Annotated in this window: 15 protein-coding genes and 5 pseudogenes; 10 read left to right on the top strand and 10 right to left on the bottom strand. The window is 34.8% G+C overall.

The window, feature by feature from the left end:
- Positions 1–33 precede the first annotated feature (33 nt).
- Both OOL01_RS05010 and ltrA (OOL01_RS05015) read right to left on the bottom strand, forming a co-directional pair.
- Positions 34–171 (bottom strand): hypothetical protein, encoded by a 138-nt coding sequence (locus OOL01_RS05010; protein WP_264686465.1) that lies wholly within the window; start codon positions 169–171, stop codon positions 34–36.
- A gap of 77 nt (positions 172–248) precedes the next feature.
- On the bottom strand, positions 249–1,592 hold the full coding sequence (gene ltrA, locus OOL01_RS05015; protein ID WP_007302360.1) for a group II intron reverse transcriptase/maturase: 1,344 nt from the start codon (positions 1,590–1,592) through the stop codon (positions 249–251).
- A gap of 456 nt (positions 1,593–2,048) precedes the next feature.
- Here ltrA (OOL01_RS05015) and OOL01_RS05020 point away from each other — a divergent pair, with 456 nt between their 5' ends.
- The 7 genes and pseudogenes from OOL01_RS05020 to OOL01_RS05050 all read left to right on the top strand — a co-directional run bounded on the left by OOL01_RS05020 (position 2,049) and on the right by OOL01_RS05050 (position 8,336).
- On the top strand, positions 2,049–2,966 hold the full coding sequence (locus OOL01_RS05020) for an Rpn family recombination-promoting nuclease/putative transposase (RefSeq protein WP_264687254.1): 918 nt from the start codon (positions 2,049–2,051) through the stop codon (positions 2,964–2,966).
- Between the two features lie 58 nt (positions 2,967–3,024).
- A pseudogene (gene tnpA, locus OOL01_RS08615) lies at positions 3,025–3,418 on the top strand (IS200/IS605 family transposase).
- Positions 3,419–3,474: 56 nt separating this feature from the next.
- Positions 3,475–4,594, top strand: a pseudogene (locus tag OOL01_RS05030) (IS256 family transposase).
- Positions 4,595–4,988: 394 nt separating this feature from the next.
- Entirely contained in the window at positions 4,989–5,207 is a 219-nt protein-coding gene (locus tag OOL01_RS05035; RefSeq protein ID WP_264375851.1) for a hypothetical protein, read from the top strand.
- A gap of 175 nt (positions 5,208–5,382) precedes the next feature.
- Positions 5,383–5,916 (top strand): HK97 family phage prohead protease, encoded by a 534-nt coding sequence (locus OOL01_RS05040; protein ID WP_264374754.1) that lies wholly within the window; start codon positions 5,383–5,385, stop codon positions 5,914–5,916.
- Between the two features lie 101 nt (positions 5,917–6,017).
- Positions 6,018–7,160, top strand: coding sequence for a coiled-coil domain-containing protein (locus tag OOL01_RS05045; protein ID WP_264686467.1), 1,143 nt, complete (start codon positions 6,018–6,020; stop codon positions 7,158–7,160).
- Positions 7,161–7,343: 183 nt separating this feature from the next.
- Positions 7,344–8,336, top strand: coding sequence for a hypothetical protein (locus tag OOL01_RS05050; RefSeq protein WP_264686468.1), 993 nt, complete (start codon positions 7,344–7,346; stop codon positions 8,334–8,336).
- Here the strand turns inward: OOL01_RS05050 and OOL01_RS05055 are convergent.
- The gene (locus tag OOL01_RS05055) at positions 8,320–9,546 is read right to left on the bottom strand and encodes a CCA tRNA nucleotidyltransferase (RefSeq protein ID WP_264686469.1); all 1,227 of its coding nucleotides are present in this window, start codon (positions 9,544–9,546) and stop codon (positions 8,320–8,322) included. The two genes, OOL01_RS05050 and OOL01_RS05055, sit on opposite strands and share 17 nt — an antisense overlap.
- Positions 9,547–9,857: 311 nt before the next feature.
- On the opposite strand from OOL01_RS05055, the gene OOL01_RS05060 reads away from it, so the two are divergent.
- Positions 9,858–11,096 (top strand): IS256 family transposase, encoded by a 1,239-nt coding sequence (locus OOL01_RS05060; protein ID WP_264686470.1) that lies wholly within the window; start codon positions 9,858–9,860, stop codon positions 11,094–11,096.
- Here OOL01_RS05060 and OOL01_RS08620 read toward each other — a convergent pair.
- From OOL01_RS08620 to OOL01_RS05105, 6 genes and pseudogenes are all read right to left on the bottom strand, one after another.
- Positions 11,093–11,988: pseudogene (locus tag OOL01_RS08620) on the bottom strand (IS5 family transposase). The gene OOL01_RS05060 and the pseudogene OOL01_RS08620 sit on opposite strands and share 4 nt — an antisense overlap.
- A 74-nt stretch (positions 11,989–12,062) precedes the next feature.
- A complete protein-coding gene (locus OOL01_RS05080) occupies positions 12,063–12,791 on the bottom strand; it encodes an ankyrin repeat domain-containing protein (protein WP_264686472.1) in 729 nt (242 codons plus the stop codon).
- Between the two features lie 454 nt (positions 12,792–13,245).
- Entirely contained in the window at positions 13,246–13,860 is a 615-nt protein-coding gene (locus tag OOL01_RS05085; RefSeq protein ID WP_264687255.1) for a group II intron maturase-specific domain-containing protein, read from the bottom strand.
- Positions 13,861–13,973: 113 nt separating this feature from the next.
- The gene (gene ltrA / locus OOL01_RS05090; RefSeq protein WP_007302363.1) at positions 13,974–15,218 is read right to left on the bottom strand and encodes a group II intron reverse transcriptase/maturase; all 1,245 of its coding nucleotides are present in this window, start codon (positions 15,216–15,218) and stop codon (positions 13,974–13,976) included.
- A gap of 52 nt (positions 15,219–15,270) precedes the next feature.
- Complete coding sequence (locus tag OOL01_RS05095; RefSeq protein WP_019078704.1) at positions 15,271–15,411, bottom strand: hypothetical protein; 141 nt, start codon at positions 15,409–15,411, stop codon at positions 15,271–15,273.
- Positions 15,412–15,729: 318 nt separating this feature from the next.
- Positions 15,730–16,567: pseudogene (locus OOL01_RS05105) on the bottom strand (reverse transcriptase N-terminal domain-containing protein).
- Between the two features lie 212 nt (positions 16,568–16,779).
- Here OOL01_RS05105 and OOL01_RS05110 point away from each other — a divergent pair.
- Positions 16,780–17,607 (top strand): annotated as a pseudogene (locus OOL01_RS05110) (IS630 family transposase).
- 70 nt (positions 17,608–17,677) lie between these two features.
- Here the strand turns inward: OOL01_RS05110 and OOL01_RS05115 are convergent.
- Positions 17,678–19,792 (bottom strand): ankyrin repeat domain-containing protein, encoded by a 2,115-nt coding sequence (locus OOL01_RS05115; protein ID WP_264686475.1) that lies wholly within the window; start codon positions 19,790–19,792, stop codon positions 17,678–17,680.
- A 482-nt stretch (positions 19,793–20,274) separates the two neighbouring features.
- Here OOL01_RS05115 and OOL01_RS05120 point away from each other — a divergent pair, with 482 nt between their 5' ends.
- Entirely contained in the window at positions 20,275–22,245 is a 1,971-nt protein-coding gene (locus tag OOL01_RS05120) for an ankyrin repeat domain-containing protein (RefSeq protein WP_264686476.1), read from the top strand.
- The last annotated feature ends 14 nt before the right edge of the window (positions 22,246–22,259 follow it).

The following is a 22,259-nucleotide window of genomic DNA, read 5'->3' on the forward strand; positions in this document are numbered from 1 at the left end:
AGTTGAATATTTCTTCACAATTGTGTATAATTATTAATGCTTTTTAAGTGGATTTTCTATGGCTCTCTCAAGATTTTTAGATCCTAAGCTTGATTTAACATTTAAGAAAATTTGTAGGGTCGAGAACTGGCGCGCCTCTTTAGGGTTTGGTGGCTGATCCATTATTTTCATCCTGGGCCTCAATCCAAATTCCCATGTTAACGTTTCCAGCTCCCGCCTCGTCAAACGCAGCATGCGGTTTTCCCGCACTACGCTTTCCTAGCAAGTTCTTTACCAAAGTTTATCACATATTGTGTTGGTGATGCTTTCGGTCTGTAATACCTTATTCTGTAGTCTGAATATAGACCCAGCGTTTTGTATATCCATTCGCTACTCCATTTCTTCCAACCAAACCCTTTCTTTGCTTTCCTGGCTCGCATTAAATTGCGTCTTACCTTCTTTTCCACCCAGTGTTTTACGTAACTGAACTTTCGACTAGAGTTTCCTATCCTAAAGTAGTTTACCCACCCTCTCAATATCGGATTGATGTCATTTATCACTCTTTTTATCGGTTGCGATTTATGGCGCCGAAATATTTCCTTCAACTTGCGTAGCAGGTTTGTTCGTGCTTTCATCTGCGGTGTTTTCCTGACATTCCACTTTCCTTGTTTTGTGATATTCTCTTGAAAATCAAACCCTAGGAAGCTAAATGTTTCTCCTTTCTTTAGGTTAATGACTTTTGTCTTTTCTTCATTTACTCTCACTTCTAGTTTTGCTAATTCTTCTTCCAACCTTCTGTATACTGCTCTTTCTAGCCATTCCCGTTTCGGGTATTCTCTGATCAGTATCACCAAATCATCTGCCCATCTGGCATATTCCATACGTTGGTACTTTCCTTCTTTGGTCACCTCTTTTGCTTTCTCCAACATTTTATCTACCTCATTTAGGTATATATTGCTTAGTAGTGGTGAAAGTGGTGATCCTTGTGCCATTCCTCGTTTTCCTCCTATTTTGAGGATTAGCTTAATCATGCGCATGATTTCTTTGTCATTTATTCTTTTGGCAATCTTTTCCATCAGAATATGATGTCGCACACTGTCAAAGTAGGATTTTAGATCTACGTCAATTACTTTTGTATTGCCTTTGATTGCTGCTTCCGTTACTTTTTGTACTGCTTCATGCGCATTACGCTTAGGTCTATACCCGTATGATCCTTTTTGGAAGTCTGATTCGAATATCGGTTCAAGTATTAGCTTCAGTGCTGTTTGCACTATTCTATCCCGGATGCAGGGTATGTTCAACGTTCTGAATTTTTCTCCAGATTTTGGTATTTCCTTTCTCCGGTTCCTATTTGGGCTATAGGTCTTGGTTATTAATTCGTGTCTTATTCGTTGAAGATACTTTCTTGAGCCCTCTGTCTCTATCGATTCGAATGTCACCCCATCAATCCCTGGTGCCCCATTACTCCTCTTCGTTAGTTTGTAAGCTTCCTCCAGTGTCTCCATTTTACAGACATGAACATGGATTCCCCAGAATCGCCATTCCGGTTCTGCCTTCGCTTTGGTGTATATCTTTCTTCTCAGGTCTTGTAATTTTATCGGCATTTTTGTCATTTTTACCTTTACCTTCCTTTTGTTAAAAGATCCCTGCTAGTAGGGTGCCTTTGCTCCATGAGCGTTACCTCACTTCTTCACTACTACGCACCCATCCGTCACCCTCTCATCTTCAGTTCACTTCCTGTTTTCCAGTTATAGAACCTACCTCTCCAAGGTGTTTCTCCTTGGGATGAGGAGGGCTTCTCCAGTTGCTTTGTATGTCCTCATTGCCATGCTGTTACTAACACCCCGCTGAAGTAGACCAATCGTTTCATTCGTTTTTCGTCTGGTCTATTCTGTCTTCGCCAGTACCAAGATGGCTCGACCTTCAGAATATTCCTTTCGAGGCAATCTGTGCATTCGCTTTCGCTACGGCCTGGTAATTCGCCATTATCCTACGATAATGTTGTCGGTAGGCTTCAACATTTTGGTTTCCCTTTATGCTGCTACCCAAGCTACAGGATTCCGACTTTTATCCTGGTAGGTCTATTTCCTACTGAACAATACTCGCCTTCTCTGGACGCACTTGGTACTGAAAAAAATAAGAATATCCTTATCCACTTTTTGAATGATATTTTGGGGTTTACTGAAATAAATACTATACAAGAAGTTGAATTCCTTAGCACCATTATGGACCCTGAAATTGCCTCTGATAAGCAGAGTATTGTCGATGTTCTGTGCAGAGATTCTACTGGGGCCAGATACGTGATTGAGATGCAACTCGCTCGTGATAAAGGCTTCGAAAAACGGGCTCAATTATATGATGCTAAGGCTTACTCAAGGCAGGCTGATAAAGGTGGTAAGTACATTGATTTAAAGAAGGTTTTCTTTATTGCTATTTCTAACTGTAATTTATTTCCTGATAAGCTTGATTATATATCTAGCCATACCATAAGAGATGAAAAAACTAACGAGCATGACTTAAAAGATTTTCAATTTATTTTCATTGAGTTACCAAAGTTTCCTAAGAGTAGAGAAGAGCAGCTAGAAAATGTAGTAGATCGTTGGCTATTTTTCTTCAAATATGCAGAAGAAACGACCGATGAAGATTTAAGAAAAATAGCAGAAAAATCACCAATAATAAAGCTAGCATATGATGAGTTAGATAAGTTTCATTGGAATGAGAAGGATCTTATAGCTTATGAAGAAAAGGTAATGGATTTACAGAAAGAAGCTGCTATCTTAGAACAAAAACTCGATGATGCTACTCAAAAAGGCATCCAAATCGGCCATAAAAAAGGTAAAGCGGAAGGTAGGGAAGAGGGCGAAAAACAGGCTAAAATAGCAGTGGCAAAAAATTTACTTGAAGCTGGTGTATCTATTGACTTAATAGCTGAATCTACTGGTCTTCCTCAAGCTGACATTACACAACTTAAGGAAGAAATTTTTTAGTGTCCCCCTTCGGGGATTGTCCCGCCTTGAGGCGAAGGGCAAGTTACAATAGTCGCGTATGCGACGTTATGGGTATAATGCACACTCTAAGTACGATATGAAAGTACACTTGGTATGATATCGCAAAAGGGTGCTAATAGGCCAAATTGCTGTTAGAGTTAGGGAGCTGTTAAGGCAGGTTACTATGGAAAATGAGATCCAAATTATCTCAGGCAAAGTTGCAGTAGATCATATTCATATGTTTATATCATATAAACCACAGCAAAGTGTTAGTAAAATTGTACAATTTTTGAAAGGAACAAGTTCAAGGTTGCTGATGCAAGATTTTGCAAGTCTAAGTAAGCAATTTTGGGGCAGGCACCTTTGGGCACGTGGATATTGAGCCGTAAGTTCTGACAGACGAGGTTATACAAGAGTACATATCTATCCAGGAAGGCGGGAGTGTTAAATAAACTGTGTCAAACCGAGAAGTAAAGTAATAAATTGATAAAAAAATGGAGGTTTGACAATGAGTCAAGCAAACACAACTACCGGTTTGGTAGACTATAAAGAATTAGAAACAAATATCTTATCATCTATACGAGAAGGAAGACCATTGACAGGAAGAGATGGAGCATTAACACCATTTATCAAAAAACTGCTAGAGGGAAGGCGAGATAGAAAACCATTTGTCGGCTGAAAGCGAAGAAAACAACCGAAGAAATTCAAAGACTTTACGGACAAGTATTTGAACTATTGACACCAAGAGATAGAGAAGGAAGTTTCGAGCCACAAGTAGTCAGAAAAAGGCAAACAACCGAACTTGAAGCAAAGGTTTTAAGTACATATGCCAGTGGCATGGGATATAGCATCGCATGTAGAAGAAATATAAAATATCTGCAGCAGAGATATCAAGTATTACTGACAAATTGCTACCAGTAATCAACGAATGGCGCAGTCGTCCGCTGCAATCTGTATATCCAATAGTGTTCATGGTTTTTTAAGGTCAAGGAGGACGGGCATTGTGTAAGCAAATGTATGTATAACATATTAGCAAAATGGCAGAAAAGAAGTTTTGGGTTTTTATTTGGCTGAAAGTGAAGTTCTGGTTGGGAGTACTAAATGACCTAAAGGAGAGAGGAGTAGATGATATTCTGATAGCTTGTGTTAAAAAGCTTTCCTACAGCTATAAATAGCGTCTTTCCTAATGCAGAAATGTATAGTACATAAGATAAGAAATTCACTGAAATATGTATCGAGCAAAAGTTTTCATGAATGATTTGAAAAAAACATATCAAGTAGAGAAATAGCCGAGAATTATTTACTTGAGCTAGAGGAAAAATGGGGAGAAAAATATACTTTAGTTTTGGGAGAATAATTGGGAAAATCTGTCTAGTTATTTTAAATATTCCGGCCCTGTAAGAAAGTTAATTTATACCACAAATCCTATTGAAGGGTTACATAGACAGATCAGAAAATTTACTAAAACTAAGGGCTCATTTACCAGCACAAATGCCTTGCATAAACAGGTATATTGTGCTATAAAGAAGGCAGGAGAGAAATGGACTATGCCTATACATGATTGGGCTTTAACTATCTCTCAACTTGATATCTTTTTTCCTGGTAGGTTAAAAATCGAGTTGAACTAAAAATGCGATTTGACACAGTTTATTTAACACTCCCGAAAATGCTACCACTGAACAACAAAATATTCAAGGACAGAGCATATAGCTACTTTTACCGTTATCCCAGTGTTGTAAAACTGGGGTAACACCTTCCGCTACGCAAATCACCTACAAAACACAATCTTTTTATTCCCCCAAACAATTAGTTGTGAATTTAAGCAATCATATTAATATAGTAAATATTTACTTAATATACTAGTATTTACCTTGACTAAACAATTATAGTGCTGTATGATTTGTACTTAAGCTTTAATAGTGAGGTGTTGATGGACACACAAGAATTAGAAAAGTTCATCAACAAAATCCCAAGATGCTGAGGAGAAAACATCAGAAGAGTTGGAAAGAAATTTAAACCCGAATGAAGCCAATAATGATATATTCTAAAATCTATCAAGAATACGAGGGAGAAACATGGACAGAGTCATTAATGAATGGTTTTATAGCAGCTGTTTCTTTGGGATTTGGCTTCCTTCTAGGAAAAATAATTACTCCTACAAACGAAGCTGTTTCTACAAATCTAGAAAACGCTGCTGTTGAACAACCCAATGTGCAACAAACCCTACCCTTATATATATAAAATGACAAATTTTATAACTAAAAAAGTACTTCCCCATTTTCAAAGCACTGCATACAATAGAATTATATTGCAGTGCCTTATACTCATCCTGAGATATAGGAAAACAATCTATACAACATTTTAAGCTGGCTCAGAGCGCTGGCAAACCCAATACCATAATTTACAAGGAGGACTTATGAATAAGAAATTTCTCTATTCACCATTGTCAATAAAAAGCATAGAAGAAAACGGAGTATTTTCTGGCTATGCGAGCGTTTTTAATATAGTTGATAAGCAAAATGATCTGATATTACCAGGAGCATTTAAGAATAACTTAAATAAAAGTCAGATAAAACTTCTTTGGCAGCACAATCCGAGCGAGCCTATAGGTAATATTACGGATATTTGCGAAAATGATGTTGGCCTATATATAACTGCACATTTGCTTTTTGGTATTCAAAAAGCAGAGGAAGCATATTTAATGCTCAAAACTGGAACTATTAACGGGCTTTCGATTGGCTATATACCAATAGAGTATGATGTTGATCATGAAAGCGGAGCTCGAGTGTTAAAACAAGTGGAGCTATGGGAAGTTAGTTTAGTCACTTTCCCTGCAAATTTGTCAGCTCAGGTAATCAATGTGAAGAATCATTACAATGAACAAGAAATGTTAGCAAGAGCAATAGAAAAAGCAAATTCTGTGCTTACGAACATGTGTATTTCTACTTAAAATCTATAAAAATTTTCACACAATTTAACATTTATATTATTATTTATTTAATAATTATATTAATATATATAACTTCAATACTTTAAAAATTAGGTAATTTTATGCTAAATGCTAACAATAAGGTTAATTACGAACCTAGTATTAAACAAAAGGAAAAAAAATACAGCTTATCCACTGTGCTTGCTTGGCTATATCTAAAAACAATCGGACGAATATTGCCAGGGAGATGGAATAAATGGGCAGAGAATATCCTACACCACAATAAAGTTATTGTGAATAATGGAGTTCAAACTGATGCTCCCGAAGTAGTAGATCAAAGTGTTCAAATTTCTGAAGTTGTAGCACAAGAGGTCCAAAGTAAAATAATTAGTGAAGGTAAAACTACATTTAAAGATACAGAAATTCAGACTGAATTTGTTGAGACAGAGGATAAGAATGAAAAATTAAAGGAGCAACTGGAAGGTGTAAGTCAGGCACTAGAGGTGTTCATTGAGCTCTGTAATAATCAAGCAGAGTATATTGAAAATTTACAATTAGAGAGTGATTTTTTAAAAGAGGAAAAAGAACAATTAAACTCCTTAATTAAAAAACTTAAAGAGAGTTATAAAGAATTAGCAAAAGTTGCACGAAAAAGAGGAGAAGAATTTTTAGTACAGTTGAAGAAAAAGTCTGAAGAGATATTACGTTTGCAGAAAGAATTAACTGAGCGCAGTAAAGAATTTGCAAATAAAATAGAAATGCTCTCAGTAAGGGTAGAAGAAAAAGATGGGGAAATAGGTAGATTAACGCAATTAAATGAAGTATTAGAACAAGAGAAAAAGGAAATGGAGACTAAAAATAACGAACAAAAGCAAGTTATATCTGATCTAGAGAAAAGAATAAAAGAGCAAGAGGATTTAATAAAGTCATTTCATGAAAATAAAGATATAAATGAAACTGTGAAGAAAGAGAATGAAAACCTACGAGTGCAAAAAACAGAACTTGAGAATGAAGTTAGTAAGTTAAAAAACGAATTTGATACTAAAATAAAGCAATTAAATGAACAAAAAAAAGCAGAATTAGAGCAAGCTAAGAAAAAAGATGCTGAATTTAGAAAAAAATTGGAAAGTGCTCAGCAACAATTAGAGCAAGAAAAGACTAATCTAAATACCATTGAAAAAAAGAAACAAGATTTAGAAAGTGAAATTAATGAATTGAAAGAACAAGCTAAGGGAAAAGATGCTGAAGTAGAGAATCTTAAATAACAATTAGAGAAAGACAAAAGTGATTCAATTAGTAAACTAAATGCTACTGAAACAGAGAAAAAAGAATTAGAAAGTAAGATTACTAGTCTACAAGAACAAGTACAGGCATTAGAAAAAAGTAAAGAGTGGGAATCAGCGGGAATAGATGATAGCTTAAAGGAAACTCATTCGAATCTGACAGAAATGTTAAAAGAAGAACTTGCAAAGCAAGAGAAGCAGATTAAGCAGTTACAAGAGGAACATAAGCAAGCAGAAAATCGATCGAAAATTGATATTACAAAACTACAGGAAGAAAATAAAGGTCTGTTAGCTGAAATAGATCAATTAAAGAGAAGCTTATCAAGCACGCCAAAGCAGTTGGAGCAACAGCAATTGTCAAATAATCAAGAACAACAAAAGTTACAAAACAAGCAAAAAGACGCTAGTAAAAAGCCAGAAGATATTAATAAAAAAACTAAAGCAGATACAAAGAGTATTTTTTCTACTTCTGGTTCTGTGAAGTCAAAATTTTCAAATACTTTATCTAAGCTTCGCGGGAATGACAGTCTCGATAAATTTTTATCTGATCAAAATACAAAGTTGAAAAAAAGTTTTCCTGAATTTGAAGGAAAACACTTTTGCCATAACGTGCTTGATGAAACTATAAAATCTTTATCAAATCAAGGTGATGGTAAATTTGAAAGTGATAAATTACTTGAGTTATTGAAAAGTAATTTGATGAAATCTGGAAGAGCGATTATAGAAATTAAGGTTAACACAGTTGTTGAAAAAGTTGGTAAAAAGCATTCTATCGAACAGGTAATTTTTGTTCAAGAGTGTGCAAAAGGGTTATATTTAAATGAAGAAGATAGTCAAGCAATAATAAGTTCCTTAATGGAATTTTTAGCTCACAAAAATAATAGCAATAATGATTCAGTCAAAAAATTTGTTGTGCAGAAGTTAACGGAAGCTGAAATGAAATGTTTTTCAGATAAGATTCAAGGATTACAACTAGCATCAAGCATACGAGATAAATTTTTATCTCCAGATCAGAAAATGTGCGTTCAAACTTCAAAAGAAAACAATGAATATGAATTAACAGATAAAGCTAAAAAAGAATACGAATTAACACCTAACTCTTCCATGCGTCACACTACTTCATCAAACATTCAGAGAGTAACTAGAGTAGGCTCTTAGCATAAAGTATCAGCTCCTCCTTTGTTAAAGTGTAGGAGCTGTCTTCCCAATGTTGTCGTAGCAATTCCAAGTTTCTACCTAAACTTTTCCCTGGTTGATGACCTATAGTTATTAAATCATCACCAGATAAAGGAAATTTTGGAATGTTAAACATCTTAGCAAATGAAATATACTCATCAACATTTATTCCAGACTCAATACCACAAATCTTCATTAAGTCACAATATAATTCCTTACCAAATAAAGATATGTATTTCTTTTGCTCTTTTTCTGAAAGCTCTGTTTTGATATTGTTTGATAATAAAAATAATATTTTTTTCTTTTGCTTATTTGAAAGACGTAGAAGTTTGCTTACATATTCTCCAAGATTAAGCCTATCTTCAGCAGTCCTAAGAAGCAGCGCTAATTTTGTTAGTGCATCGATTGTGGGATCTAGGAAAGGCGTATGGACATACGCTGAGGGTTTTGTAGGAGGTTTAGTGTTGATAAGAAGTGGTGAAGATAAAATTTCGCATTTTACTTCTTTTGGAATAATTTTTTGTAAAACATCAGATTTTTGCATGCTCTTAAGTGTTGGAGCAGGATCATTGCATTCCAAGAGTTTAAATATTTCTTCTCTTATTCTCTCTCCAGAGAGGTTTTGAATCATGTGTGAATGCTTTTTGCACACATCCAATATTTCATCACTTAAATCTCCTATGCATATTTTAGCGTGAAAACGAAACGCTCTTAAAATACGTAGATAGTCTTCCTTAATCCTATCTTCAGCGTTACCTATAAAGTTTAACTTTCGTGCTTTTAAGTCCTGAATGCCACCAAAGTAGTCGTATATATGGCCATATTTGTCTGCATAAAGAGCATTAAACGTAAAGTCGCGCCTTGAAGCATCAGCTTGCCAATCATTAGTAAATTCTACCTTCGCATGTCTACCGTCACACTTTACATCATGCCTTAGCGTTGTAATCTCAAAGGATCTTTTATTTAAAATCGCAGTAATAGTTCCATGTTTTAAGCCAGTTGGAATAGTTTTTATATTACGGAGTTTTAACGCTTTAACTGCTTGATTAGGCAGCAGATTAGTAGCAAGATCGATGTCGTGAATGTCACGCTGTAAAATTGAATCTCTAACACATCCACCAACAAGCCTTGCCTCACCACCAAATTTCTCTATGGCCTCAATAATTACACTAGTTTCGTGATCAATTTGCATTTAGGTTACACATACTGAAAATCATGTTACAAAAAATGCGAAACTTTTGCAAAAATCCTCATATAAAAATATATAGGCAGGAGAGTGGTAAAATAAGAGGGTAAAGTGATAGAGTAAGTCTACAACAAATCCAGTGCCTAGAAACTTATAAGTATAAAAGTAATGTTAAAATACAATGTTTTCGATGATTATAAAAAAGCTGGATGAGCTACTTGCATGACACCTTTGTAGCCTTCTCTGGGAATGTTCAAAAAAGTGTGTCAAACCGAGAAATAAAAATAAAATAGAAACAAAAAATAGAGGTTTGATATATGAGTTACAAAATAGAAAATGGAACGACTGGCCTGGTAGATTACAAAGAGCTGGAAGCAAATATACTGTCATCAATAAGGGAAGGTAAACCATTGATGGGGAGAGATGGAGCATTAACACCATTTGTAAAAAGGCTGCTGGAAGCAAGTCTAGAAGGTGAAATAGAGCATCATTTATCCAATGAAAGAGAAGAAAAGAATCGAAGAAACGGAAAGAATGGCAAAACTTTGAAGACGAGTGCAGGTTCATTTGAACTATTGACACCAAGAGATAGAGAGGGAAGTTTCGAACCACAGATAGTGAAAAAAAGGCAAACAAGCTTACATCCAGAACTTGAAACAAAGGTCTTGAACATGTTTGCAAGCGGTGTGGGATACAGGGATATAGCATCCTATGTGGAAGAAATCTATGACCATAAAATATCTGCAGCAGAGATATCTGGAATTACAGATAAATTACTGCCTATAATCAATGAATGGAGGAGTTGTCCCCTACAATCAGTATACCCGATAGTATTTATGGATGGGATGTTTTTTAAGGTCAAAGAGAATGGACATTGCATAAGTAAATGCATGTACAATATATTAGGAATAGACCAAAATGGCAGAAAAGAAGTACTGGGTTTTTACTTAGCAGAAAGTGAGGGAGCTAACTTCTGGCTAGGCGTATTAAATGACTTAAAAGAGAGAGGAGTAGAAGACATTTTGATAGCTTGTGTTGACGGTCTGAAAAGCTTCCCTACAGATATAAATAGCGTATTTCCCAATGCTGAGGTACAGTTATGCATTGTGCACCAAATAAGAAATTCACTAAAATACGTATCCAGCAAAGATATAAAAGTTTTTATGAATGATTTGAAAAAAATATACCGTGCTACAAGTAGAGAAATCGCCGAAAATTATTTACTTGAACTGGAGGAAAAATGGGGTGAAAAATATCCTTTAGTCATAAAATCGTGGCAAAACAATTGGGAAAATTTGTCTAGTTATTTTAAGTATTCTGGCCCTGTTAGAAGGCTAATTTATACCACCAATCCAATTGAGGGGTTGCACAGACAAATCAGAAAATTTACTAAAACCAAAGGTTCATTTACCAGTACAAATGCCTTGTACAAATTGGTATATTGTGCTATAAAAAAGATAGAGCAAAAATGGGCTATGGCTTTGCCTAATTGGGCTCTAACTATATCTCAACTTGATATCTTTTTTCCTGATAGGTTAAAAATTGAGTTGAACTAAAAATTCGCTTTGACACACTTTTTTGAACATTCCCTCAAATAGCATTTTAAAAGCACCTCTTGAGAGCGATTTACCTCAGATTTATTCTTAAAACTAAATCCAAATGTTTTTTTGAGCCTCAGGAAAAAACTCTCGATACGTGAACGTATTTCATACCTTGTCTTCTTTTTCCAGTGGGTTAAATTGTAAGTTTTCCTTATACTAATGTTGTTGTTTCTTTCTGATAGATAATCTATATTGCTGCAGATTTTTTCTTGGCTTTATGATGGGTTTCAAATTGTATTGATTGCACAACTTATATAAATTATCTGTATCATAAGCTCCATCTGCACGCAGAGACTTAATCTTATAGATATCACCCATTTCCTTTAGTATTTTAGATGCTATCATGTGAAAGAAAATTAGTATATCGAATTGCCATTGCCTTTTTGCTGTTTTCGTCCAAAGCAACATGTAGCTTTCTTATTTGATCTGTACCATTATACTTCCTTATCTTGGCGTTGTCTTTGTTATGTTGAGTACTGTTACTATAAATATGGATTACAGTACTATCTATAGCAATTTCAATATTCTCTATGTCATTTTTATCTGTTCTGTGGTCACATAATTTCAAATTAAGTTTGACGAGAAGCTTGTGAATACTTGGAGATTCTTCACTATACTTTGTAAATATCCTTTTATAAATCCAACTGCTTGCCTTAAGCCTATTCTAAATAGATTAACAACTATATGTACTGCAATAACAACCTTATCGCTATAAATCTCCAGGAATTTTTTCTGAACTTTCGTACCAGTTTTCTATAGCTTCATCGATAAAATGAAAGACATTTCCTCTTTTTTCTAAAAATTGATTATACTCTTTATGATTACTGACTTTCATCTTCTGTGGCATATACTCTACAAAATGTTCATTTCTTAATAGAGTAACCACTTTCTTTAGATTTTCTCCCTTTTTTTCTCCCATCTCTACTCGCTATGCAACAAAGCCAGCTCTGCTCTATTATAACTACTACCAATGCTGAATATTGCTTCTTGAAGAACTTTAATTCCAATAAGAGAAAAGGCCTTTATTTTTATGTCTTCTGTTCCACTTTTTCCTATATCCATTATTTTATTAGCAAACTCAGCCCATTTACCTGGCTTTCCTATTTGATTTTCTAGTCTCTCATAGTACTCTGATAAAGAGCGTTCATAAATAAAAACAAAATCTTCAACAAACTTTCTGAGCTTTTCATGCACTTCCTTTTCTTGCGCAGAAAGTCTTTCTGCTTGATTAGAAGATTCTGTTAAATGTTCTTCTAAAGTTTCAATAATCTTTTCCTTATTGGATTGCTTAGCAATATCGAGTGGAGTTTTACCTTGATTATTTTTAATGTTTTGGTCTATACCAGACACATTCAAAAGAAGTTCGACAATGTCTTGATGTTCTTTGCTTACAGCAACATGTAGTGGTGTATTACCACCATCATTGAGATCTATATCATTAATATTTTCTACTTGAGTAAGTAATTCTTTAATTGCATTAGTCTTGTCTAGCTCAGGATTGCCCGTTTTGTGTTCACGTATCATAAGAAACAACTTGGCAATATTAGTATCATCAGGGTTATATTGACGTCTTATTCTATTTTTAAACTGAAAAGATTTTTCTTCCCTATCTGAACTAGTTGCTTGTGGGTTAGTCTTTATATCTTGCATAAAATCCCTCTCTATTTCACATAAAAACCTAAATTTTATTATATGCTAATCAATACAATTGGCAATGCAAGTAGTTTTTATGTGTCTTTTAATATTTTATCTTCAGGCTATTTTATTTAAGTTTTTGACTAAAGAGTTATATATCTCTTTGGCCTAGCAATACATTCTACTAAAAATTTAGATAAATAACCATTTCCAGAACTCAAAACCAGCTAGTGAGTTATCTAAGTGGAGAAAGTCACCTCTCCCCACTTGACTTCAAAACCGGACTTCCCATCATCCGGCTTCTCTCTAATTTGGTATACATACTTCCATGTAATTGATCGTGGCAGTGCTTATGAAGCAAGGATAGATTTTTCATGTTATTATTGCAATCTTGATGATGTACATGTGTTAAACCTAAACCAAAGATAACAATAATTACATTTACCTTGCTGTAACTTCAGTAATTTTATTACTCGTGATCTGGTAATTTACTTAAACGATTTCCCCAATATGGCCAATCTCCATCATACGGAGATCTATTTCCATTTACTTTGATATGTCGTTTAATAGCATGATCCCTATGTCTAATAAGATATAATTTGTTATTTACCATATATCTCCAATTGTCGTTACCATACTTTTTAAAGTATTTTCTTTTAACCCAACACCTTCTTTTGTCATGGTGTCTATAGACAGCCCATTTCCAAAGTTTGTTATGCATAGAGTAGTCTAATAAATTAAAGACTTTGCTTGAGACTACCGAGATGTAATATTGGCTCCAACCCCTTATTATTGGATTAAGTTCTTTTATTACAGTTTCTTGTGGCGCTGCTCGCAACTCTTTAAGCTTATGTTTTATAGATAACAAGTGTTGACTTATAGATTTACGACTTGGTTTAATCAATAACTTGTAACCTCTCTTATTTTGACGTGTTTGATAATGCCTTATTGAAAATCCAAGAAAATCAAATCCTGGCTTTTCCCCATTTAGGGATTTCAGTGTATGTGCAATTCTTGTCTTTGATGACTTTAATTCTAGTCCAACGGGTTTTAGCCATTTTTCAGTTAGAACCTTTGCCTTCATCACAAGTTCCTCGCTCTCGTGTAATACCACAAGGAGAGTAGACCGGCGGAGCTTCCCCACCAGTCTCTCGCAGAACTGCACGGAAACCTCTCGGCTTATACAGCTCCCATTATTTAGCCTTTTGATCCTAACCCAAGTGTCCAATGATAGAAAATACTTGGAGACCTCTTTCTCACTTTTCCTAGAAATTGCTTTGCTAGTCTTCCGTGATCACGAAGTTTCTTATATTTTGTCCTGACCCATCTTATGAGGTATCTCTCTATATTTCTAAGAGATGGATACATCTCTGATTTATAAAACCTGCCATAGTACTGAAACCAGCCTCTGACTATTGGATCTATCTTCTTCGATATTTCCTCTAGTGTGGTCCATGTAATCCGATGTATTCTCCATGACTTTATGGTTTTCTTGATCTTCTTCTTGGCTTTGTTACTAATTGCAGGTAGAAATGAGATGAAATAATTCCTCATCTTATTCTTTGCTACTCTAGGTCTAAAAGTATAACCTAGAAAATCAAAGCTTTGTTTAGGAAATTGTTCTTTTCTATCATCATCCTTACTGTACACAATCTGTGTCTTTTCAGGATGTAACTTCAATTTACACTTAGCCAATCTTTCTTCAATCATTACTTTCATAAATCCTGCCTGTCTTTTAGTTCTGCAGTGCACTATCGCATCATCTACATATCTTTCAAATGGTACTGTTGGATAATTTTGTTTCATCCACATATCAAACGCATGGTGCATAAATATGCTTGAAATGATTGGGCTTATAGAACCTCCTTGCGGAACTCCTTTATCCCTTGTTACCCTACTGCCATCTGCTTGCTGAATGGGGGCTTTCATCCACCTCTCAACATACAGTATGACCCATTTGCAGTCTGTGTGTTTCTTGATAGCCTGCAGTGCTAAATCGTGGTCCAGATTGTCGAAAAATCCAGATATATCAAGATCTACCGTCCAATCATTTTTCCAACATCTCTTCCGTGCTGTGTATACCGCATCCAGCGCAGACTTATTTGGTCTATAACCATATGAATCTTCGTGAAATTTCGGTTCTACTAACGGCTCAAGATACATTGTAGCTGCTGTTTGCGCTATTCTGTCGAATACTGAAGGCACACATAAAATTCTTTGCCCTCCTGTATCTTTTGGTATCGCAACAGCTTTTACCGGCTCTGGAAAATAACTTCCGGATGACATCCGATTCCATAATTTGTATAGATTATCCTTTAGATTTTCTTCAAACTTTGTTATCGAGACCTCATCTACACCTGCTGCACCTTTATTTTTCGATACTTGTTTATAAGCTCTCCAAATAAGTTGCTTCGGTATATCAAAAGACTTTGTTTTATTCATTGACTCCTCCCTTTCGGTTGATAAATAATTAAAACTAAATAACTTAGCCCCTTCACTCCATTTCCATTACAGAAACTTCTTCGCTACTACGAGCTAATCCGCCCCTGTTTTTCGCATCGGTACTCTCATCCTCAGAGATCAGCTCTTTGGACTTCTCCCTTTTCATCGAAACGACAGGTTCCCGTAGTTCCATGCAATAGCCTAAAATAGATTCACGCCACTTTTATGCCGGACGCCACCTACCCAGTAAACAAGCTCCCAGTAGATTCATCCCAGGTTAACGACTACCCCCTGGTTTTGACGTCGTCTCTACGCTTTCGACACTTCATCAGTGGTTCACTTGCGTTCGTCTCTCTATTTCATACATGACACATAATTGTGCCTTTTCCATAACGCTCACTACCTTAGCTCTTTACCAAAGCAGCTTATGGCTGTTTGAAGCCTGCTCTTGCAAACCGGCTCCGAGGGGCCCTCCCTCATCTACTGCACAGCTTCAACACTTTCCGTGTTTCTACGGCGCACAATCATCAGCGTACGTAATTACACTAACTGAATTTTGCGCCTGCTTGCGAGACACCCTGCTATATTTCTTTTTCGCATATTGGAAAAGTTCTTCCTTAAGTTCTTCTTTGATATTCTGTTCTAGTCCATATAGTGCTACACATGCAAGTAATGGAGAAATTGCTCCACCTTGAATTGTGCCACGTTTGGTAGGAATGAACTTTCTATCTTCCATAATGCCTGCTTTCAACCATCCTTTTATAATTCTCTTTAAAGTTGGTGTGGTATTAAGTTTTTCAAGCAGTACAGAATGTTTCAAAGCATCCGGAAATATCAGCATCTAGTATAAATGCTGTTTTCTGACCAAGTGCGATAAATATAGCTGCTATTGCATCATGACACGATCTACCAGATCTAAAACCGTAAGTGTTAGGCTCAAACTTTGCTTCCCATTCCGGTTCTAGTGCCATTTTAACAAGTGTTTGCTTTGCTCTATCTGCTATTGTAGGAATACCGAGCGGGCGATACTCCGATGGCCTATCAGATTTTGGGATCCATACCCGTCTTGATGGCTTTGCCTTCTCTCTTATATTTAAGGAATTTGCTAATAGCAATCTTTCCTTTTTATTAAGATTAGACTTTCCATCAATGCCTGAAGTCTTTTTCCCTTTGTTATCCTGAGTTACCCTTCTAACAGCGAGCATTCTTGCACTTGTTGACTTTAGTAATAACCTCTGAAGATTATGCATCTTCTTGATATCATTACATTGTGAAGCTCGGTAAATTCGTTTTTGTAGCTTAAATGAAGATTTCTCAAGCTTGCGCCAAATTCCATTCATACTTAACATTTTGTTGGCTCATAACATATTCACTACTATTCACAACTTTACCTTCCAAATTACAGTGTTTACGTCTGCATATCCCAAATATTACTTTAGGCATTAGCTTCTTAAACAATCCCTCCACATAGAAGCATTTAGTGGGCTACCTTCTTAGTTATAGCTCTTTTCATAATAGTCCAAACGAGGTAAAATAAGGTTTTATAGTAGTGAAGGTAAGGATGCCAGCAGCATATAGTTATAAAAAAAGCAATGGAAGCACTAGAAGAAGGAGAAAGCAGGGAAACGGTGGCAGCAAGATTTAAAATTGGAAGAACTACGTTATGGGAGTGGCAGCAAAGAAGAAAAGAAACAGGAGATTTTCAGTCAAAAAAACTTGGAAATGGAGGTTATAATCACAAAATTACTGACTGGAATAAATTTACTGAATTTGCTAAAAAATATGGTGGTATCGGAAATGGCTAAGCTTTGGAGCAATGTTAGTATCCCAACGATCCATCGAGCTCTTAAAAAAATTGGACTCACACGCAAAAAAAGACATATGGATACAAAGAAAGAAACGAAGAAAAACGCGCTGAATTTTTGAAAATTATAGCAACAAAAGAACCTCAAAACTTAGTTTATATAGATGAATCTGGCATTGATAACACCGAGTTATGGATATTGCCAGAAGGGACAGAGGTTTTATGCTCTAAAATCTGGTAAAAAAATTCAACGAATCAGTATGATTGCAGCCTTAAACGGCAGAAAAATAGTTGTTCCGTTAACATTTGAAGGCCACTGTAATATGGATATCTTTAATAAATGGTTTGAGCAGTTTCTGACACCGATTTTGAAACCTGGACAAACTGTTATCCTTGATAATGCTACTTTTCATAAGTCTAATAAGATTTGCTAAAGGAGTTGGCGCAGAAATTTTATATCTACCGCCTTATTCTCCCGATTTTAACAAAATTGAGCATTATTGGTTTGCTATAAAAAACAGAGCTAGGAAAAACATCCCTCTATTCACATCTTTTCGTCATGCTGTTGATTCCGCTTTTCTATAAGCTTTTCGGACTATTATGAAAAGAGCTATACTTCTCCTTTGATGGAATTTCTTCATATTTTATCATACCCTCAAATTACTCCATAACCATTACTAAATACAAAGCCTTGATCTGGAGTAGAATGTTTTAAAACAGAAACATCACAAAGATCTCCCTTAGATTGAGAATTTTCTTTAGCACGTTTTAGTTTTTTAAATATTTTAGTGTTTTTATCTATATTCTTCTCAGCATAATCATATAAAAGATGCAGTAACTTTCCACCAGCGTTAATGGCAATTTCAATAGTCGTATTTTCATCATTACCATCTGGAGAGTAGTTTAAGCTTGGTTTGAAACCATGTTTCTTCTTTGATTCTAGTAACTCTTTTATCTCTTTGAGTAATTTATCTAGCTTACGCGTATCCTTTTCATTTGCCGCTTCTTTTACCTTATTAAACAGCTCACCATCTTGAACTCTTTTTATAACACATTTTCTTTTATCTCCTTCATTTTTAACGGATTTGAGATCTATACAACCAACATTAATATTTGGATCAGCAAGCAGAAGGTCAATAATCTTGGAATAGCTATTTTCTAGTGCTAACGACAAAGGAGTGTTACCTTCATCAGTCTTAGCATTAACATCAGCTCTATAATCCAGAAGAAGTTTAACTACATCAACGTGACCTTTTTTTGCTGCTATATGTAAAGGAGTAGCATTTTGTATCCACTTAGCATTAACATCAACTCCATAATTCAGAAGAAGTTTAACTGTTTCAACAGAACCAGATATTGTTGCTAAATGTAGAGCAGTATATTCTTTGTACTTTCCAGCGGTCTTAGCATAAACGTCAGCCTTGTTATTCAGAAGAAGTGTAACTACATTCCTAGCACCCCTGTGTGCTGCAAAATGCAAAGGAGTAAAATCTTGATAGTTTCCAGTAGCTTTATAATCAACATTTGCCCCATGCTTCAGAAAGAATTCAACTACATACTTATAATCCTTTCCTGCTGCAAGATGTAAAGGAGTCAGCCCATTCCGATCGTTAGCATTAACATTAACATTTTTTTCTTCGATTAGGTATTTAACTATCTCTAAATGACCATTCTCAGCAGCTTTATGTAATGGAATCTTACCTGAAGCATCTTTAGCATTAACATCAGCTCTATAATCCAGAAGAAGTTTAACTATATCTACGTAACCATTTCCTGCTGCTGTATGTAAAGAAGTCAAATTTTCCTGATTTACACCAGCTACAGCATGAACGTCAGCTCCATTACTCAGAAGAGATTTAACTACTTCATAATAACCATTTTCTACTGCCCAATGTAAAGAAGTACAATTTACTTCATCTCTAGCATAAACATTAACTCCTTGTTCAATTAATCTTTTAACCTTTTTCAAATTTTTATTTTTTAAAGCTAAAAATAATTCCTTTGTATTCTTTTCTAATCTTTTTGATTCCTTTTTATCATTTAGATCCTGCTTATGCCTTCCATTCTGAGTCTTTGTACTCTTACTAGTACTATCTTTTTCATCTAAAGAAAGCTGTGGTTTCGCTTCTTGAACTTGATGAAATTTTTTAGCTTTCTTCTTTTTGTTTTTATTATGTCTACTTTCTTTACTCTGAGGTTTGCTAATATCATCTCCTTCATGTTCTGAGCTTTGTGAAGACCTAGAACTTATATCACTCTCTAACACTGAATTTGCACGCTTGTTTTTATCTAAGGCCTGATCCTTTTCATGATCTCTATTAGCTTTCAACGCATTCGTAACCTCTTCAGCATATTCTCTTTTTCCTTCCTTTTGCAATTTTGTTGCTATACGTTCAGCTTGCTCTATGTTTCCTTTCTCTATTAACTCTAGTGCCTTCTTTCTCCATTCCTCAGGACTCGATTTTTCTTGCTCAATATTTACATTATCTTCTTCCTCTGGTTCTATTATTTTCAATAAATTACTTTTATCATCTATAATGTAGACATTACTAGCAGCACGAGTAACTCCAACATACAGAGCGTTCATATAAAATTTATATTTCTCCAAAGACTTATCTTTCTTATCCTTATTTCTTGAAGTGTTAACTTCCTTTTCATTGTATGAATCACGAATTCTATTAATAGTATTATCTATCTCCCCGTCACTTTTATCCGTACATGCTATCTTCCATATTTCATGGAAAGCTTTAATTACATTTATAGTAATCAATCTCCAGTGAATTCCTTAGATAGCTAAGAGCTAAAAGTATGTATTGTGTAAATAGTTACCAAGGCTGGAAGGTTTTGAACTTTTTTTCACAACACTGATGTTCTTGCTAAAATATTTTTGAAAAAGTTAGTTGACTTATAAATAATTCTCTACTAATACTGGCATGTGTTTGTTTATTCTGCTGAAGTGGCTCCGCAGGTTACTGTATAAGCTTCAGCAGTTTTTGCACTCCTTTAAAGCATAATCCATCATGCTCTTATAGTAGTGATATCAAATATAGGTCTTAACCATGTTAATTTATAGTAAAATTAGCTCAAATTTGGAGTCATAAGCAACTTTTAACCTATCTACATACTCCATTGTTACTCACCATAAAAACTTAACAAAAGCTTAACAACATAAGTAGTAAAAAGATTATGGTTGTTGATTTAATGTTACATATTGCATACAATATATTATGTATCTTAGCTTAAGGGGTAAGTATGGGTGAATCTAACGGGATAGTAAAATCTATCATCAATCTACTAAAACCAAAATCCAAACCAGAACCATCTGATTTTGAATATGAATCCATTATAGAACATTTATCATCTAAAGAGCATTTATTAAATGAACTGATGAATGATATGTGGTACTCAGGAGATTTACCATCAGTTAGAAACTATAATGAACCATCATCTTTAATAGATAGCAAACTTGCACTAAGAGAACAGGTTTGTATTTGGTCTGCTCTTGAGTATGATCTCACTCCAAATCAAAAGAAATTAAATGAAGAGTTATTCAAAACCCTAGAATGTTTAACTTCTTACTATAGCTCATTTGATAATACTGAATCTCTTAAGAAGTTTTTACATGATAATAAAAATAATAAAGATTTAAAAGTAATTCTTAATCTCAAAAGAGGAACATCTGAGTCAACAGTACTACATGCGATTGCAGGAGCAAAGATTGATGAGGTCTGTCCCCTAGGAAATCGTGCTATAGATCTACTTTTAGATGCAGGTTCAGATCCTAATATAAAGAATAATGCAGGAAAGACACCATTACACCTTGCTGTTGCTATAGGGTATGGATATAGCATAGACTCTCTTCTCTCTAAAGGTGCTAACCCTAGTATAGTAGATAGAAAAGGAAGAACTCCGCAACAAATAGCAGTTAATAATCATCGCTACGACATTGAAGTGTTCTTTTTAACTGATAAACAGAAAGAGTTGATGAGAGAATTGTATAACTTAGATAGATTTGATTTAGACTACACTAAAAATTTAAAGAAGTTTTTAAGTAAGCATGAAGGAGACTTAGATTTAAAAGTGGTACTGAACATTCGTAACGCAAGAGGTGAATCAGAATTGTTTTCACATCTTGATGGTTGTTGGGACAATGAAGATGGTATGAAAGAAGCAAAAAAGATCTTGCTAAAGATGGGAGCATTAGATTATCGTGTAAATATTGATTATCCTAGCAAAAAGAAAGAACAGATCAGCACTCTACTTGTTAAATTAACTTTACAGCAGAAGGAAGAGCTGCATAAGTCTTTTTTTGATAAGGTATTTTATGCTCAAAACATGGTTGAACTTGAAAAGATTGTAAACGATGCTATAAAGTCTGGTGTACGATTAAACTATTCTCTTTCACAAGATTTCTTTTCAGGTAATGAGTACACTTTTACCGATTATGTGATGAAAAAAATCAGTGAGTTGGAAAAAAATCCTAAAGTTGCTAGTAGTATAATATGTCAATTAGTATCAAAAGGGGCAGTGTTTGGTAATACAGTTGATGCTAACACACTGACATCAGAATTTAAAGAGCATAAAACTAACCTAAAAAAAGCTTATAGAGATTATATTAGCAATTCTCATAAATTTATTGAAATCGCAAAAAGTGCAACCAATAGCGAGCTAAAAGATGCAAGAGTAGACAACTCCGTTTTTTACTTAGAATATTCTAAAGATAGTAAAATAGACATTATAAAGATAACAGATGGGGTAAGGGATTTAGGTCTAACCGATGGAGATGTAAAGTGTGGAAGAAATATAGTAAAAATCGGTAAAAGTGAAGTAGAAATTAAAATTGAAGATGGCATAAGGAATTACACAGATCTTACAGAAGGTAGCAGTATAGTATTAACTTTCTATACTAGTTTAGGAGAATTAGAAGTTAGGTTATATCCTGATGAGAAAAATGAAAATTGGATAAAAGTAGAGGTGAGTGAAGAAGGCCTACTTCTACTCGATGAAATAGAAGATTGCAATGAAGGAATAGAAAATTATGAAAAAATAGGGCAAAATTGCTTATTGGGAGGTTTATCAGTTATTGAAGCCATAGACCGAGGTGTTTTTGCTAGATCTGGTGGATTAATTCGTCCTGAAGTAATAAGCGAGTCTAACAACAAATGGACAGAACGTGAAGAGTTAAGAAGGACTTCTGATCCTAGGAGAGAAGTTTCTAGGTAGATTAATTTGCCAAA

Source organism: Wolbachia endosymbiont (group B) of Rhopobota naevana (assembly GCF_947250615.1).
In the GTDB taxonomy this organism is placed as follows: Bacteria; Pseudomonadota; Alphaproteobacteria; order Rickettsiales; family Anaplasmataceae; genus Wolbachia.

Excerpts from the sequence above, each read along its gene's own strand:
- OOL01_RS05010 (WP_264686465.1), bottom strand. The coding sequence starts at position 171 with ATGAAAATAATGGATCAGCCACCAAACCCTAAAGAGGCGCGCCAGTTC.
- ltrA (WP_007302360.1), bottom strand. The coding sequence starts at position 1,592 with ATGACAAAAATGCCGATAAAATTACAAGACCTGAGAAGAAAGATATAC.
- OOL01_RS05035 (WP_264375851.1), top strand. The coding sequence starts at position 4,989 with ATGAAGCCAATAATGATATATTCTAAAATCTATCAAGAATACGAGGGA.
- OOL01_RS05040 (WP_264374754.1), top strand. The coding sequence starts at position 5,383 with ATGAATAAGAAATTTCTCTATTCACCATTGTCAATAAAAAGCATAGAA.
- OOL01_RS05045 (WP_264686467.1), top strand. The coding sequence starts at position 6,018 with ATGCTAAATGCTAACAATAAGGTTAATTACGAACCTAGTATTAAACAA.
- OOL01_RS05050 (WP_264686468.1), top strand. The coding sequence starts at position 7,344 with ATGTTAAAAGAAGAACTTGCAAAGCAAGAGAAGCAGATTAAGCAGTTA.
- OOL01_RS05055 (WP_264686469.1), bottom strand. The coding sequence starts at position 9,546 with ATGCAAATTGATCACGAAACTAGTGTAATTATTGAGGCCATAGAGAAA.
- OOL01_RS05060 (WP_264686470.1), top strand. The coding sequence starts at position 9,858 with ATGAGTTACAAAATAGAAAATGGAACGACTGGCCTGGTAGATTACAAA.
- OOL01_RS05080 (WP_264686472.1), bottom strand. The coding sequence starts at position 12,791 with ATGCAAGATATAAAGACTAACCCACAAGCAACTAGTTCAGATAGGGAA.
- OOL01_RS05085 (WP_264687255.1), bottom strand. The coding sequence starts at position 13,860 with ATGAAGGCAAAGGTTCTAACTGAAAAATGGCTAAAACCCGTTGGACTA.
- ltrA (WP_007302363.1), bottom strand. The coding sequence starts at position 15,218 with ATGAATAAAACAAAGTCTTTTGATATACCGAAGCAACTTATTTGGAGA.
- OOL01_RS05095 (WP_019078704.1), bottom strand. The coding sequence starts at position 15,411 with ATGGAACTACGGGAACCTGTCGTTTCGATGAAAAGGGAGAAGTCCAAA.
- OOL01_RS05120 (WP_264686476.1), top strand. The coding sequence starts at position 20,275 with ATGGGTGAATCTAACGGGATAGTAAAATCTATCATCAATCTACTAAAA.